This window comes from Desulfoluna butyratoxydans (genome assembly GCF_900699765.1).
GTDB classification, from domain to species: Bacteria; Desulfobacterota; Desulfobacteria; order Desulfobacterales; family Desulfolunaceae; genus Desulfoluna; species Desulfoluna butyratoxydans.
Genome location: NZ_CAADHO010000008.1, coordinates 207,295 through 222,715, shown reverse-complemented (window position 1 = coordinate 222,715; position 15,421 = coordinate 207,295). Strand labels below are relative to the sequence as shown.

General features: G+C 57.4%; 9 protein-coding genes, 1 tRNA gene and 1 pseudogene. 7 read left to right on the top strand and 4 right to left on the bottom strand.

Translation table 11 applies throughout. The features are described from left to right. Positions 1 to 410: 410 nt before the first annotated feature. Positions 411 to 2,423, bottom strand: coding sequence for an oxidoreductase (locus MSL71_RS20005; protein WP_180143860.1), 2,013 nt, complete (start codon positions 2,421 to 2,423; stop codon positions 411 to 413). A gap of 405 nt (positions 2,424 to 2,828) precedes the next feature. Between MSL71_RS20005 and MSL71_RS20000 the strand changes: the two genes are divergently transcribed. The 4 genes from MSL71_RS20000 (at position 2,829) to MSL71_RS19985 (ending at position 9,221) form a co-directional block, all read left to right on the top strand. Continuing rightward, positions 2,829 to 4,322, top strand: coding sequence for an SDR family oxidoreductase (locus MSL71_RS20000; protein WP_180143858.1), 1,494 nt, complete (start codon positions 2,829 to 2,831; stop codon positions 4,320 to 4,322). A gap of 934 nt (positions 4,323 to 5,256) precedes the next feature. After that, a complete protein-coding gene (locus tag MSL71_RS19995; protein ID WP_180143856.1) occupies positions 5,257 to 6,840 on the top strand; it encodes a class I adenylate-forming enzyme family protein in 1,584 nt (527 codons plus the stop codon). Between the two features lie 33 nt (positions 6,841 to 6,873). Then, positions 6,874 to 8,541, top strand: a complete 1,668-nt coding sequence (locus MSL71_RS19990) for an AAA family ATPase (RefSeq protein ID WP_180143855.1) — start codon at positions 6,874 to 6,876, stop codon at positions 8,539 to 8,541. Further along, positions 8,538 to 9,221: a hypothetical protein gene (locus MSL71_RS19985; RefSeq protein WP_180143853.1), complete on the top strand. Its 684-nt coding sequence runs from the start codon at positions 8,538 to 8,540 to the stop codon at positions 9,219 to 9,221. The genes MSL71_RS19990 and MSL71_RS19985 overlap by 4 nt, the downstream gene beginning before the upstream one ends. A 92-nt stretch (positions 9,222 to 9,313) precedes the next feature. Here MSL71_RS19985 and MSL71_RS19980 read toward each other — a convergent pair. Continuing rightward, positions 9,314 to 9,390: transfer RNA gene (locus MSL71_RS19980), tRNA-Met, on the bottom strand. A gap of 205 nt (positions 9,391 to 9,595) precedes the next feature. Between MSL71_RS19980 and MSL71_RS19975 the strand changes: the two genes are divergently transcribed. Next, positions 9,596 to 10,507, top strand: a complete 912-nt coding sequence (locus MSL71_RS19975) for a transposase (protein ID WP_180143851.1) — start codon at positions 9,596 to 9,598, stop codon at positions 10,505 to 10,507. 597 nt (positions 10,508 to 11,104) lie between these two features. Here the strand turns inward: MSL71_RS19975 and MSL71_RS19970 are convergent. Next, the gene (locus MSL71_RS19970; protein ID WP_180143849.1) at positions 11,105 to 12,328 is read right to left on the bottom strand and encodes a glycerophosphodiester phosphodiesterase family protein; all 1,224 of its coding nucleotides are present in this window, start codon (positions 12,326 to 12,328) and stop codon (positions 11,105 to 11,107) included. Positions 12,329 to 12,826: 498 nt separating this feature from the next. On the opposite strand from MSL71_RS19970, the gene MSL71_RS19965 reads away from it, so the two are divergent. Both MSL71_RS19965 and MSL71_RS19960 read left to right on the top strand, forming a co-directional pair. Continuing rightward, complete coding sequence (locus tag MSL71_RS19965; RefSeq protein WP_180143847.1) at positions 12,827 to 13,468, top strand: thioredoxin domain-containing protein; 642 nt, start codon at positions 12,827 to 12,829, stop codon at positions 13,466 to 13,468. A 12-nt stretch (positions 13,469 to 13,480) separates the two neighbouring features. After that, positions 13,481 to 13,897 (top strand): annotated as a pseudogene (locus tag MSL71_RS19960) (deiodinase-like protein); the annotation flags it as partial. Between the two features lie 688 nt (positions 13,898 to 14,585). On the opposite strand, the gene MSL71_RS19955 reads toward MSL71_RS19960, so the two are convergent. Beyond that, entirely contained in the window at positions 14,586 to 15,104 is a 519-nt protein-coding gene (locus tag MSL71_RS19955; RefSeq protein WP_180143845.1) for a hypothetical protein, read from the bottom strand. Positions 15,105 to 15,421 lie beyond the last annotated feature (317 nt).

Below are 15,421 nucleotides of genomic sequence, written 5' to 3'. Positions count from 1 at the left end.
ATGATTCGAGTCCCTGTGGAACTTTTTACCCTTTGCTGAACCGCGATACGGGGTGGTTGAGTTGTTTATGTTGCATACTACATAATGACCTGCCAAGTCAATCTGACTTGTGGTGGCCGCACTTTAATGTATGAAGGCTTTAAAATTGGATAATAAATGGGCGCGTGGGGGCTGGATCGGGTTTTGGTACGGGAAGGAGAGATATATTGTAGACGTAGTTTTTTTTGTCGGGCCAGGCAGGTGGGGGCGGTGGGGCGTTTGTAAAAAACGACCCACCTAAGCCGGATATTTTACGAGCCGAAAACGGTGAATGATATGTTGCAAATGTCTCACTTTTTATCGGTGATCAACTGTAATAACGACTTATGCGTTCGGAATGCTGACCTTTTGTAATCTGTCCGGGCTTGGGCTCAGCCCCCGGCATCCAGTTGAAGGGCGGCAAGGAACCCGCCGTGGATGGCGTGGTTGAATTTTCCGGGGGTCAGGCCGTCTCCGATGACGGTGAATGGGACACCGAGGCCGGGCAGGGCGGACGAAAGGGCGGTCACGGACCGGGAGCCCGTGGCCAGGATGACGGTGTCGAAGGCTTCGGACTGCTCGGTTTTGCCGTCTTCCCAGCAGATCTGCTCCCTTGACAGTCTGGTCACGGTGGCCCCGGTGACGAGGCGGACCCCGTATCGTTTGAGGTTGTCCATCATGATCCATCGGGTGGAGCGGCCCATGTCCCCTCCGGCCCTGGGCGCCATCTCAAAGACCGTGACCCGGTGGTTGCCGGTGAAAAGTCCTTTTTTGAGCCTCTCCGGCGGGACCGCGTCGTGGGTCGCGAGGAAGTGGAACATCTCCGGGGAGAGGGTGCCCTTGACGGCAATGTGCAGGGCGGTTTCAAGGCCCACGGCCCCGCCGCCCACGATGGCAACGGATTTTCCCAGGGGGCGGTCTTTTTTCAGGACATCCCAGGATGAGAGGATTTTATCGTCCTGGGCCCCGGGGATGGGGGGTCGGGTGGGTTCCGCCCCTTCGGCCACGAAGACATGGTCGGGGCACTCCTGTCGGATCAGCTCCGGGGTGACCGGGCAGGAGAGGGTGACGGCGACCTTGTGCCGGGCCAGCATGGCACGGTAGTAGCGGATGTATTCCAGGAGCTCTTCTTTGTGGGGTGGTGTGGCGGCCAGGCTGATCTGGCCGCCGATGGTGTCCCCAGCCTCAAAGAGATGCACGCGGTGGCCCATCTGTGCGGCGGTGACCGCGGCCTCCAGTCCTGCAGGGCCTGCCCCTGCCACCATCACCTTTTTTGGGGCGGTGGTGGGCCGGACAATGCGCTCGGCTTCGTATCCGGCCCGGGGGTTGCCGATGCAGGTGACGGGCATGCCGCTGAAGATCTCGTCGGTGCAGCCCTGGGAGCAGGCCACGCAGGGGCGGATCTCGTCGACGCGACCTTGGCGGGCTTTGGCGGGCCAGAAGGGGTCGGCGATGAGGACCCTTCCTAAGTTCACCATGTCGCAGTAGCCGTCGCTTAAGAGCCGCTCGGCGTCCATGGGGGTGGTGATGCGGTTGGAGGCCATGACGGGAACAGAGACCGCCTTGCGGACCGTGGCTGCCAGGTAAGCGTAGCCGGTGCGGGGCAGTTCCATGGGGAGCTGGGGCACCCTGGACTCGTGCCAGCCACCGGTGACGTTGATGAGGTTGACTCCGCTTTTTTCATAGGCCCGGGCAATGGCGGGGGTCACCTCATCGGTGTTGCTCTCCGGGACGAAGTCGTTGCCTGCCATGCGCACGGACAGGGGAAATTCGCCTCCCACGGCCTTCCTGCAGGCGGCGATCACCTCCGTGGGAAACCGGAGACGGTTTTCAAAGCTCCCCCCGTAGTCGTCGGTGCGTTTGTTGGTTTTGGGGGAGAGGAACTGGGTGAGGAGGTAGCCTGCCGATGCAATGATCTCCACACCGTCAAAGCCCGCCTTTACGGCCCGTGCCGCCGCGTCTTCAAAGGCCTTTTGTACCGTGTGGATGTCATCGGGGCTCATTTCCCGTGGGGTGGCCTTGGAGTAGGGGGAGTAGACGGCGGAAGGGCCCATGGGGGCCTCGCCGTTGATGAGAATGGGGTGGGTGTAGGCACCGGCATGGAACAGCTGGGTCCAGGGGGAGGCCCCTTGGGCCCGGATGGCGTCGGTGACCCGGAGAAAGTCCGGGATGGTCTCGTCCGTGTCCAGGCCGAGGACCGCCAGGCCGGATCCGATGAAATCCACGCCCACGGGACCCACGGTGACGATGCCGGCGCCGCCCCGGGCGATTTCGGTAAAGTAGTTTACGTACCGGTCGTTTAACTTGCGGTCCCAGCTGTAGAGAAGGCCGAGGGACGGGTAGGCGATGCGATTTTTAACGGTGAGCGAGTGGATTGCGATGGGCGAGAACAGGGTGTCAAACATCGAGCCTCCTTGACATGAAACATGGCGTAAGAGAAACCGAACGACGTTCCGTTGACGATGGCATGGGTGCCTGGCAATAGATTCGCGGGCCGGGCGCGTTTTTCGGTAAAATGCGTTTCGGAAAAAACGATGACTGATGCGTGTGTTCCTGCGATGCACGGGCCTGGGGGTGTTGATAGGCCCGATGAAAACGGTCTCAGCCTATCACGGGTTTTTCGGTTTTGTCCACAGGGAGTCAACCCTTTGGGACAAAACGACTTTCTGAAGGGGTGAGGTGGTGTATAATGGGGGCTAAGGGCTAAGGGCTAAGGGCTAAAGGGCTAAAGGGTAAGGGGTAAGGGGTAAGGGGTAAGGGGTAAGGGCTGGCGTGGGCGATGAGAGACCATTGAACACAGGGAGTGGATTATGGATGAACGTCCGTTGATTTTGCTGACCGGAGCCACGGGGTATGTGGGGGGGCGTCTGCTTCGCGTTCTTGAAGGGGAGGGGTTTCGTGTGCGGTGTCTGGCAAGGCGCGCGGCCTTTCTAAAGTACCGGACGGCGGAGGGCACCGAGGTGTCCAAGGGGGATGTCTTTGATGTGCCCTCCCTGGATCAGGCCATGGAGGGTGTTCACACGGCCCTGTACCTGATTCATTCCATGGGCGCCACAGGGGCCTTTGAAGAGATGGACCGAAAGGCGGCCACCAATTTTGTGGGGGCTGCCCTGCGTGCCGGCGTTCGTAAGATTATTTACCTTGGGGGACTGGGGGAAGGGCCGAACCTGTCGGCCCACCTTCGAAGCCGCCAGGAGGTGGGGCGGATTTTCAGGCGCTCGTCGGTGCCCACCCTGGAATTCCGGGCTTCCATCGTGATTGGTTCGGGGAGTCTCTCCTTTGAGCTGGTGCGGGCGCTCACCGAGCGACTCCCTGTGATGCTCCTGCCCCGCTGGGTCAAGGTGATGGCCCAGCCCATCGGCATCGAAGACCTGATCCGGTACCTGACCGAAGCCGTAACCCTGCCCCTGTCCGAGAGCCGCGTCGTCGAAGTGGGGGGCTCCGAGCCCCTCTCCTATCAGGATCTCATGGAGGCCTACGCCAGGGAGCGCGGACTTTCCCGGCTCATGATTCCTGTACCCATCCTCACCCCCGGGGTGAGCAGCCTCTGGCTGGGGCTGGTGACCCCTGTATACGCCCGGGTGGGAAAAAAACTCATCGAGGGGGTGAAAAACCAGACCGTGGTGCATGACCCGTCTGCCCGGGAGCTGTTCAGCGTGGAGCCCATGAGCGCCCGGGAGGCGATCCGAAGGGCCCTGATGAACGAGGAGCGGGCCTTTGCCGAGAGTCGGTGGACCGACGCGGTCTCTTCGGCCGGGGGCAAGCCGCCGGGACCGGAGACCTCCTGGATGGGGGCCCGGTACATTGACCAGCGGAGTCGCCGGGTGAGCACAACCCCGGGCCGGGCCTTCTCTTCCATAGCCCGCATCGGGGGGCGAAACGGCTGGTACGCCTTCAACTTTCTCTGGCGGGTCCGCGGGGCCGTGGACTATTGGATGGGCGGGGTGGGGGTGAGGCGCGGGCGGCCCCACCGACGGGAGCTCCGAAGCGGAGACCACCTTGATTTCTGGCGAGTGGAGCGGTTTGAAGAGGGCCAGCTCCTGCGGCTGATTTCGGAGATGAAGCTGCCCGGGAAGGCGTGGCTGGAGTTTGAGGTAAAGACCGAAGGCGACCGGGTGTGGATCCACCAGACCGCGATTTTCTACCCTTCGGGCTTTCTGGGGCGTCTTTACTGGATTGCTGTCAAACCCTTCCATGAGCTGGTGTTCCAGGGGATGATCCGCAACATGGTGCGCTGGGCCGAAGCCGAGGTGGACTCTCCCTTTGTAAGGGAACGTCGCCGCTTTCGGGGGCTCAAGGGGTGAGGTTCGTTTGTCAAATCCAACGGTAAACCTACAGATCAAGTAAGCCTTCCATGGTTAACGTGGGTGGAAACAGCAGGCCTTCGGCTCGGGCTGCGCCCGACATAAACGCTGAGGGTTTGTGCGGGCTGGCTCACACGCTTCGACGTCACAGGATACGTTGTCGCTGCTTGCTCATTGTCGATTTAACCGCATTGCCTCCGGTGGCCCTGCCGGGGGACCAAATTCTGAAAATTTGATAAACAGGCATTAATCCGAAATTTCAATAAAGCGACCCGCCGAAGTTATTCCGGTTAAAGTCATAGGGAACCCTATATTCATTTCATCGTGATTCAAGAAGAATGAAGGGGGCCTCTCGTGCAAAGGCGGTTGCTCACACATCAGGCGAATGCTCTGGTGACGCATGCAGAATGGCTGCCTCCATGCATTCGCCTCAGGGTTTCCAGGTGCCCCCACCTGGCCGCCGGAGGCAGGCTTTTGGAACCGTCATTACTCAAGTCGAAGGCAACTGAATAGCTGCATCCAACGCATAAATCGGGCGAATGTTTGGCCACCGGCAGCTTGTCTGGGCCGAATCGACAGGATGAGATCAGGGCAAAACGTGACGCGCTGCCCGGTGGTGGAACGGTGGTCAGGGCCTTGTTTTTGGTGGCGGGATCCGTATGCGGATCTCCTTGCCTTCGCGCTATCAGGGGTAGAGGTTCTGCAGGGGCTGTGGTATGTGATAAGTCTTGATCGGCAGGCCCTCTGCGCAGGGTCGGTTTGATTACGGTCCCGTTGCTTTTGGTTTTTATTTTGACGGCCTTCGAAAAAAGTCGACCACGTGGTGCCTGCGGGCACCCGGGACATACGGGCTGGCGGCAGCGACAAGGCGGGACGGGGAATGTCGCGTGCGGCGCCGACTTTTTTTCGCCGGCATTTTTTACAGGGTTGCCTTATGTTGATTACGGATATACTGGCCGAAAACGCCTCCCTCTACGGTTGCGAAATCTCACTTATCGAACGCGAGCCCGCCAAGAATCTCCGGCGGGAAATCACCTGGGCCGGGTTCGACACCTACGCCACGGAGCTGGCTGCGGTCCTCCAGGGGCTCGGGGTGAGCAAAGGGGGGCGCGTGGTTCAGCTCATGAGCAACTCCCTGGAGTGGCTTCCCATCTACTTCGGCATCCTTCGAACCGGGGCCTGGGTGGTTCCCCTGAACTTCCGTTTTGACGCCGAGAAGATCGCCCTGTGCACCAACGTGGCCGAAGCCGAGGTGTTTGTCTTTGGCGAAGAGTTCATCGGCCGCCTGGAAGAGGTGAGGGGAGAGCTCTCTTCCAGCGTGAAACACTGGATCTTCGACGGGCCCAAGCGCTGCTGCCCGGACTGGGCCATGCACCTCGGGAGCCTTATGGATACGGACGAGACAGCCTTTGTTCCTGTTCCCCTGTCCAAGGCCGATACCGCTGCCCTCTACTTTACCTCCGGCACCACCGGAACCCCCAAGGCCGTGCGCCTCACCCACGGCAACCTGGCCTTTGCCTGCGAGGTGGAAAACGCCCACCACGGGCAGACCCACCTCGACAACTTTCTCTGCATCCCTCCCCTGTATCACACCGGCGCCAAGATGCACTGGTTCGGAAACTTCAAGGTGGGGGCGCGTACCGTTATCCTCAAAGGGGTCAAGCCCGAGTATATCCTGCGGGTGGCATCCGAAGAGCAGGTCTCCATTGTCTGGCTCCTGGTGCCCTGGGCCCACGACATTCTCATCGCCATCGAAAACGGCGACGTGGTGCTTACCGAGTACAACCTGGACGCCTGGCGCCTTATGCACATCGGTGCCCAGCCCGTGCCGCCATCCCTTATTGACGAGTGGAAGAAACTCTTCCCCCACCACGACTACGATACCAACTACGGTCTCACCGAGTGCTCCGGGCCCGGGTGTGTTCACCTGGGGCTTGAAAACGAGCACAAGGTGGGGGCCATCGGGCTGCCCGGACACCAGTGGGCGGCCAAGGTGGTGGACGGTGCCCTGAACGAGCTTCCCGGAGGGGAGACCGGGGAGCTGATCATCAAGGGGCCCGGGGTCATGACCGAGTACTATAAAAACCCGGAAGAGACGGCCAAGTGCATCGTGGACGGCTGGCTCCGCACCGGGGACATGGCCCGGAAGGACAAAGACGGCTTTATCTGGCTCGTGGATCGGAAAAAAGATCTCATCATCTCCGGCGGGGAGAACATCTTCCCCGTGGAGATCGAGAACCACATCATCACCCACCCGGATGTGCAGGACGTGGGCATCATCGGCTACCCGGACCAGCGCCTGGGCGAGGTGGTGGCCGCTGTGGTGATGATCAAGGAGGGGCGCTCCATGACGCGGGACGCCCTGGAGGCCTTCTGCGAGAACCTTCCCCGCTACAAACGGCCGCGAAAGATCTTTTTCGGCGAGGTGCCCCGAAACCCCACGGGAAAAATCGAAAAACCGAAGCTCAGGCGTAAGTATATCCGTACCAACCGGGACTTCCGAAAACTGTACGAGTAACATGCTTGTTTTCAAGCACACCCAGGGCAAGACATGTACCGACGACACTTTCATCTCAAGGAACGGCCCTTTCAGCTGGTGCCGACGCCATCGTACCTGTTTCCTTCCCGGTGCCATCAGGAGGCCCTGGGCCACCTGACCTATGCCCTTGAGACCGGTGAGGGGTTTGTGGAGGTGACAGGGGAGGTGGGCACGGGCAAGACCACCCTGCTGCGCACCTTCCTTGAGGGGTTGGACGAGACGGTGTCCGTTGCCTGCATCTTCAACCCCACCTTGAACGCTGTGGAGCTGCTCCAGTCCATTAACCGCGATTTCGGCATCGACGCCGCGTCTTCCAGCCGGTCGGACCTGACGGCGGCCCTTCAGCGGTTCCTCATTGAAAACCGGGAGATGGGAAAAAAGGCCCTTCTTGTCATCGACGAGGCCCAGAACCTTTCCATCGAAGTCCTGGAGGAGCTTCGCCTTCTCTCCAACCTTGAGACCACCCGCGCCAAGCTGCTTCAGACCGTCCTCTGCGGCCAGCCCGAGCTCGGGGAGATGCTGGAACGCTATGAACTCCGTCAACTGGCCCAGCGGATTTCCCTGGCCTGCCGCCTGCAACCCCTCTCCTCCGAAGAGACCCATGACTACATTATCCATCGTTTGAAACGGGCCTCCCTGGGGGCCCGGGGCGATCTCTTCACCCCCCGGGCCAGGGCACAGGTGTACCGCTATTCCGGGGGCACGCCGCGCGTCATCAACATCTGTTGTGACCGGGCCCTGCTCTGCGGGTATGTGGCGGGCAAGGACCGTGTGGACGTCGGGGCAGTGAAGAAGGCCGTGGCGGAGCTTGCGGACCGGCCCTACATGGATCGTACCCTTTTGGGGCGGCCCTTGCCGGCGTGGGGCGTGGCGGTGCTGGGAGTTGCCATTGTGTTCATGGCCGGGTTTCTGGTCTTCGGCACCTCCCTGTGGCACCCGGAGGCGACACAGAGGATTCCGGTTGCCGCAACGGATGGGGCGGCCAGTACAGCCCCTCCGGCCACCTACGGCCTGTTTGACTTGTTTGACGAGGCGGGGGTTGCTGAGTCCGTACCCTGGGGCGTTCGCCGGATCATGGGGGCGTGGGGGCACACACTCTCGGCCTCCGAGCTTCCGGCCATCGGGGATCCCTACCTTCTTCTCTCTGCCGTGGCCGCGCCCCTGGGCATGGAGGTGATGCCCATGGACGGGGATCTGGACAGGGCCATGGCCTTCGGCCTGCCGGTCCTGATGCTGTTCGGCTCCGGCGGCCAGGGGCCCTTGGCTATGGTCTTTGAAGGGGCGGAGGAACATGGGCTGTTGCGGTTTCAATCTTCCAAAGGGATCGTGGAGCTGTCTAAGGGCGATGCCGACAGGCTCTGGTCCGGTCGGGCCCTTATCGCCTGCACCAACCCCCTGGGTTTCTCCGAGGTGGTGACGGAGCGCTCGGGCCTCCAGGAGGTCATCGCCCTTGAATCGGCTCTCTCCCGGGCCGGGTTTCACGGGGTGAGCGTGGACGGGCGTTTTGACGTCGAGACCCTTCGGGCGGTGCATGCCCTGCAGGAGGCTTATGGTATTCTCTCCGACGGCATGGTGGGGGACCTTACCCGCGTGGCCCTTGCCGCTGCGTTGAAAAACGGATTGCCCGGTACCCCGGAGCGCGTAGCCGCCCATGACCGACAAAAAGGAGAGATCCCATGAGTTCGGTTCTGGAAGCCTTGAAGCGAATGGAAGAAGAGGAAAAACACGCCGGAAACGTTGGGTTCGCAGGGGTGGCGCCACGGCAAAAGACGGGCTTTGCCCGCCTGCTTCCCTTTGTGGCTGTGTTTGTAGCGGGTGTGGGGCTTGCGGGGGCAGGGTTTTATCTGGCCTATGGTCGGGGGCCGACTGTCGTGGCCGATGAGGCGCCCCTTGGTGTGACCTCGGTTTTTCGCGTGGTGGCCCCGAGTTCTCCGGTCACCCAAGACTCTTCCAGTGCCGAAACGCAATCGCGCCCGATTTCCCAGGTGGCTTCATCGCCTGGTGCGACGGCGCCTTTATCAGAGCCGGATTCACCAGTCGGACCCGCTGTGGAGCCGGAACCTGTTTCCGAATCAATTCAAGCGTCCCAGGGGCAGGGGCAACCTGTCGCTGCTTTGCCTGATGTGCCGGAGCTGTCCAAAGACGAGCTGCGCCGCTTGCCTGCGGCCGATTCCGGGACCTATCGCCTTCAGGGGGTGCGGTGGTCGCAGACTCCTTCCCGGCGCATCGCTGTCATCAACAGCCAGATTATCCGCGAGGGCGCTTCCGTGGACGGGGCAAGGGTTCTTTCTATCTCCAAAGAGGGCGTGGTGCTGGACATTGCCGGCGTGGAGATGTTTCTTGCCTTTGTGGGGCGCTGACGACGGGGCCTCGCGTCTCTGTGAATCCCCATTGCCAACACCAACAAAAAAGGCCCGGAAGATGACTCTTCCGGGCCTTTGTATTTTTTAAGTGGTAGCGGGAAGCGGATTTGAACCACTGACCTTCGGGTTATGAGCCCGACGAGCTACCAGACTGCTCCATCCCGCAACAACGAAGCGCACACTACAGCCCGAGCCGCATGATGTCAAGCGCAAAACCAGTTTGGGGACAGGTTCTTTATGCTGGACTCAACATACAGTTCTGTGTGATAGTGCTGTGTGAGTGTCTATCGTCCTTAAATGTTGATGAATTCTCTGTCTTCTAAATCCAGTATCCACAAAATAATTCTGCAGGACCAAGGGAGGAGGCCGGTATGCCGCGAGTTCCCCGTATGGTCGTCACGGATTCAGGTCAAAAAGCAGCGTACCATGTGATCAGCCGAACCGCGTTGGACGGTCTGCCGTTCGGTAAGGTCGAAAAAGACGAGCTGGTACGCATCATTCGCAGGTTTTCAGCGATTTATTGTGTCGAGGTTTTTGGGTTTGCGATTATGGGAAATCACTTCCATTTGCTCATCGAGGTAGCCCCGGAGGACATGGTTTCCGATGATGAGGTTCGAAGGCGCTTTCACCTTCTCTATGGGGAAAATATGTTCTTTCCCGAGGGGCGGTTGGAGGAATACCGGGAACGGTTTTGCAGCCTGTCTGCCTATGTGAAGGACATCAAGCAGCGTTTCTCCTGTTTCTTCAACAAGCGGAGAAATCGAAAAGGGACCTTGTGGGGGGAACGTTTCAAAAGCGTTCTTGTTGAGCAGGGGGATACGTTGATCCATTGTCTTGCCTACATAGATCTAAACGCCGTGCGGGCCGGCATTGTCAAGCGGCCTGAAGATTATCGCTGGTGCTCCATCGGGTATCATGTCCAGACCGGAAACAGAGACGATTTTCTCTCTGCGGATATTGGCACACCCGAATTGGGGGCGGTGGGCCGAACGTACCGTGAGTATCTTTATCACGCAGGGGCCATCGAGAAGAGGGGCAAGGCGAATATTTCACAGGCGGTTCTGGACGAGGAGACCGCCGACGGTTTTGAGATGACCCGCGTACGACGATTCAGGTACAGGACCCGTTACTTTACGGATTCAGGAATTATTGGCTCCCGGGCGTTTGTTGAAGCGGGCTATGAAACATTTAGAGATCGTTTTCAGACAACGCGTGATAAAATCCCGAAACCTGTCAAGGGGATTGCCGGGATGTATTCTTTGAAGCGTCTGGCAGAGGCTTAAGGGCTATACCCAAAAAGAATAATGCATAACGATATTTCGCCTCAAGTTCGTTACGTCTCGAAGCAATGATAAAAAAAAACATGCTGAGGACTTATGGGGTGATCCCGTCATCCGAGATGATATTGAATGCGATGGGGTTGAATTGACGTCAAAGCAACTCTTCTTCCGTGTGAAGGGTGATGCCATATAAATTTGAGAGGAAGAGGTGCGGGAATTGTCTTGTCTTTTCTGATTCTTCGGCTTGGCACGGGCCATACACCTTATTTTTAAGTGCCGTTTCCATACAACCACAGTGACAACAAAGAGCCTATCCGTCTCCTGATTGAGTTTGGGGGCCTGCGTGGTCGGTATGATGGGAAAAGAGAGCTTTTTTCAGGCTGTCTGGGTTGGTGTTTTTGATGTGAATTTTAAAAAAAAACCTGTCACCAATAAATAAAATACCAATCACCTGTGACTCAAGAATGCCGTCGTCTCTCTCTAAACAAAGCCGGGACACAAACGCTTTACGTAAGGTCCCGGCGGACTCCAAGGGGGAAAAGGGGAGGGATTAAACGGCCTTCGTTGGTCATCGATAAAAAAAGCCTGTCCCCACTTAGTTTAGAACCCGTGAACTTCGAATTGGGAGTCGTCCTGGGTGGCACGCCTGAACAGAAGGGAGTAGGGCTCCTCGTTGAGGACCTCATCCATGCGGTCCGGGAAGTTGGTGATCACCCCGTCGACTCCGTAGTCGAGGCATGACCGCATGGAGGCTTTTCGGTTCAGGGTCCAGTAGTAGCTTTTCTTGAAGTTTCCGTTGGCGTCTCGCATGTTGGTCATGGCCTGGACCCAGGACATCCAGCTGGGCATGGACGAGGGGTGAACGCTGCTTGCCCCCACTCCGATAAATGTGGAGCCGATGGCCTCTACCTTTTCAGCCCATGTATCGGCGGTAAGCCCCGAGTAGTCCTGAAGGTACGAGTCGATGCCCGCGTTGTAGAGAATGTGGCCGTCCGCATCCTCTTTTTTAAGCACGTCGTTAAAAATCGCGGCCTGGGCACGGGGCACGGAGAAAACGGCAAGGCGTGCGGGGATACCAGCATCCATAAGGCGCTGGGCCAGGGCTCGGGCGTAGTCTGCCGGATCAATATCTTTGTCCTGCTTGCAGTCGAGCTCGATAAGGGCGATGTTCCGTTTGTCGATATGGGCTTTGAGGTTCTGGAGGAAGTCGTCAAAGCGGGACGCAGGTGTAAAGAAGATATCGCCGGAGTGGTATACCTTGAAACCGATGATGCCGTCTTCCTCCACCGGTGTCAGGTCAAACTCTATGGCATTGGCGTTTTTATCCACCATGCGGTTGACCTTGTCGACGGTGCTGCAACGGTGGGCGATGTTATAAAAGGGGCGCCGGGTTTCAATGGCGCTGAGGTTTACCGTTCCTGTCCAGATGCTGGTGTTCACGCCATCGTAATAGAGCTCAAAGCGGACATCTGAAGCGGGCCCTGCCAGGTCCACCTCAAGGATGGCTCGTTGAAATCCGCCATCACGGTATGAAGGGAATTCCCGGCTGATGAGGGGCGAGGATGCAATGAGCTCCGCGCCTGACCACGCCCGCAGTTCACCCAGGCGAACCCCGTCATACTCTTTGTGCCATACCTGGAACAGGACCGCGTACCGTCCTTTGGCGAGGTCGATGGGGTAGGTTTCAAGCATGGTACCCGGTGCCTGATCTTTCTCCACCGTCCAGGTTGGTATCCAGTTGAGCCCTCCATGGGTAGAAAGATAGCCGATGTGATGGCTTTGTCCAATTTCAGGCATCCACGTCGTCATGGTGGGGGAAGTCATCTTTTCTTCCGCACAACACGTTATTGCAGAGATAAATAATACCAGGCAACACAACACAAAAATACTACATGACTTTCTTCTTTCCATAACCTTCTACTCCTTTAGAAATTAAGTTAACGATCTATTGGCATACGGAAAAATAGCGGTCAATAGTAAACGATGTTAGTCAACGGCTTCGTGGTTTCGGACAGGGAATGGAAAGCAAAGAACCTTTAATCCGGATATTTCATGAGAAAACGGTCCGGTTGAATAATGGGAATTGTTACGACCTGTTCTTGCGAAGATCAGGCAGTCCAAAAATACGAATAGGAATCCACGGTTTTTTGTTCGATTTTCTCACCCTTCGGGCGGGCCGGGTTAACGAAAGCTGGGAATAAAGGAAAAGCCGTGATGTTCAGTATGTGATGTGTTACAAAAATGTAATAACAATGGGTCTTCGAATGTTCGAAGACCGTTCCCAGGCTGGAATTCCAAAAACCTAAACCAAGAGAAACTATTATGGATCCAATGGTCGTTAAATATCTGGGGTTGGCGGGTATCTCCTATGGCACTCAGGCGTTTCTTGCCATAGCGCAGCTATTGTTGTGTTTGTACCTGCTTGTCAGCGGGGTAGCGCTGCTGTCTGGAAAAGAGAGGTTCGGGAAGTGGGCCGGTCGGTTCGGGCTGGTCATCAATCGGGAGACCAGAAATAAACGCTGGGCGTGCAGGTTAATGGTCGCTGCGGGGGGTGCCTTTGTCCTTCCCCTGTTCGGTCTCTCCTATTGGATAGCCGTTGTGGCCTGCCCTGTTGCTCTTTTCTGCATCCTTACCATGACAAACGGCCTCGACGATGCCAAGGCCAGGAAAACCGGGCGCTTTGCGCGCACCGGTCTGGCGCTGAGTGCTGTCCTGGTTTTCGGCTTTACCGTGTGGGAGGGACGGGACCTGGTATCTGTCGGGTTCAGTGTCAACTACAAGGCTATTTACTGGCGGCATAAGGAGGTGGCGGTCTGGCAGCACACGCACAATGCCAATGTGCCCAAGGTCGGTGAGATGGCAACGGATTTTGAGGTGTGGGATTATACGGGATCAAAATCGATTCGTCTGTCGGACTTCAGGGGGAAGAGACCGGTGGTCCTGCTTTTTGGGAGCTGCAGCTGACCGCCTTTTTCTGAGGGAACCGTGCGTTTCCTGCCTGTGTATAAAAAATACCGCGAGGATGTCGATTTTCTGATGATTTATGTGCGCGAAGCACACCCAACAGATAAGTGGTGGCTGGCAGAGACCAAGTTTATGCGGCTTGTTTCCGTCCTTTCCAACCCTTATCCTTCCTACGACACGAGGGAGCCCAGAACGATTGAGGAGCGCCGTGCCGTTGCCTCCGCCTGCAAAGCAAAGCTACTGGATGATATGCCGGTTTATGTGGACAACATGGACAACCGTGTCAACCAGGCCTATGTGGGCTGGCCGACCCGTATATACTTCCTTGATAAGGAAGGCCGGGTGACATACGACAGCGGCCTGGGACCCTATGGGTTTTCTCCTGAGGAACTTGAAAAAGAGCTTTCAATGTATGTGGGCGGCAACTAACCCGGATATTTCATGAGAGAACAATCGCCCAAAAGAAAAGTACCTTGATTTTAGTTATTTATAATAAAAATGTCAGCTATTTTGAAAACGCAAAATGCAAATCAGCGTTTGCTGTTTGATTTTCTCACCCTTCGGGCGAGCCGAGTGCACCCATCTTCTGCGTTATCAGAGCTTTTATAAAACCACGACTTCGGCTGCTCTGATGCCTTGAATATGGGTGCATTAGAAACGTTTTTTGCGGAGTTTTTTCAAAAAAGCGACCCGCCTGAGGCAGTGCGGTCAAAGATGCCTCCGGCGGCCCTGCCGGGGGCCAAGCTTTTGAAAAGCTTGACAAACAGACTTTGAGATTGCCCCACTGCCTTGGAGGTAGTCCGGTTAAAGCTGATAATTAACGAGTTCCGATAATGAATCTTAGCCCTTCAAGGCTTGTCGTATCGCTCGTACAAACCACCAGCATATGTTTCGGGCGAAGCCCGAGCCAAAGCGCAAGGGCTATATGCTTTCGAGGTGGCTCACCTCGCCGCCGGAGGCAGGCTTTTTCATGCACTTTAACCATAGAAGGCAACTGAATAGTTACATTTATTCTTGGCATGGCCCCAATACAGCCACGGCCGGATGAGTCCGCCACCTGACCCGGGCAGCTCCAACCCATCTTGGACCTGCCCTTCGCTTTTCGACAGGGATGCTGCTACAAGAGGTCGTAGTGGCGGAAGAGCCCCGAACGTATTTTGAGGGCAGTGAGCCCGGTTGTTTCGTATGGCGAATAGTCGAGGGCCCGAGAGTATTGCCTGAAGAGGTATTCTCTTCCCTGGAGGGTAAAGTGGACGTCGCAGGAGAGATACTCCTCCCGGGGACCACGGCTGCTGTAGCTGATCGAGCACCTGTCGCTTTGGATGTTTTCCATGGGGATGACGGTTTCCGAAAGGGGACCGAAGTTCTCGTAAAAGGCAAGGCCGAAGGTGAGGACTCCCACTGCGGTCATGATCCGGGCTGTACGGGGGGATTTATTCATTTTTATTGCCAGGGCCCCTGCGCCGACCATGAAGGCGATTGTCATGAAGGTCAAAGCCCAGGTGGCAAGGGGCAATTCACGGAAAAAGAGGGTATCCTGAAGGCTGGTGCAAATAAGGCTGTTGGTGACCACGGCAAACCACAATGCCTGGCCCCAGACCCGGGATTCGGCTTCCCTGGCGAAAAAAGCCGTCATAAAAAAGCAGCCTGCAAAATAGGCAAGGGCAAGCCCCAGAGGAACTGTTAAACAAGCCGTCAGAGCTATGAATACCAGCGCAGAATCAAATCCTACCCGGGTCCCATGGTGCCATCCTGCCGCCGCAACGGCTCCGAACAGCCCCAGGACCACCCACCAATACCTGATGCAGAAAATTATCAGGTGGGCCACGACTGTGTTGACCGCCCCTGAGAGGATAGAGGCCGGGTATATGAGGGATAGGTCTGAAGAGGCGGCCTCTTCCTCCTGATGTTCATCATCGTTCAATTCTGGTTCGTCACACATCTGCTCGTTAT

Coding starts and splice junctions, on each gene's coding strand:
- MSL71_RS20005 (WP_180143860.1), bottom strand. CDS start 2,423: ATGTTTGACACCCTGTTCTCGCCCATCGCAATCCACTCGCTCACCGTT.
- MSL71_RS20000 (WP_180143858.1), top strand. CDS start 2,829: ATGGATGAACGTCCGTTGATTTTGCTGACCGGAGCCACGGGGTATGTG.
- MSL71_RS19995 (WP_180143856.1), top strand. CDS start 5,257: ATGTTGATTACGGATATACTGGCCGAAAACGCCTCCCTCTACGGTTGC.
- MSL71_RS19990 (WP_180143855.1), top strand. CDS start 6,874: ATGTACCGACGACACTTTCATCTCAAGGAACGGCCCTTTCAGCTGGTG.
- MSL71_RS19985 (WP_180143853.1), top strand. CDS start 8,538: ATGAGTTCGGTTCTGGAAGCCTTGAAGCGAATGGAAGAAGAGGAAAAA.
- MSL71_RS19975 (WP_180143851.1), top strand. CDS start 9,596: ATGCCGCGAGTTCCCCGTATGGTCGTCACGGATTCAGGTCAAAAAGCA.
- MSL71_RS19970 (WP_180143849.1), bottom strand. CDS start 12,328: ATGACTTCCCCCACCATGACGACGTGGATGCCTGAAATTGGACAAAGC.
- MSL71_RS19965 (WP_180143847.1), top strand. CDS start 12,827: ATGGATCCAATGGTCGTTAAATATCTGGGGTTGGCGGGTATCTCCTAT.
- MSL71_RS19955 (WP_180143845.1), bottom strand. CDS start 15,104: ATGACGGCTTTTTTCGCCAGGGAAGCCGAATCCCGGGTCTGGGGCCAG.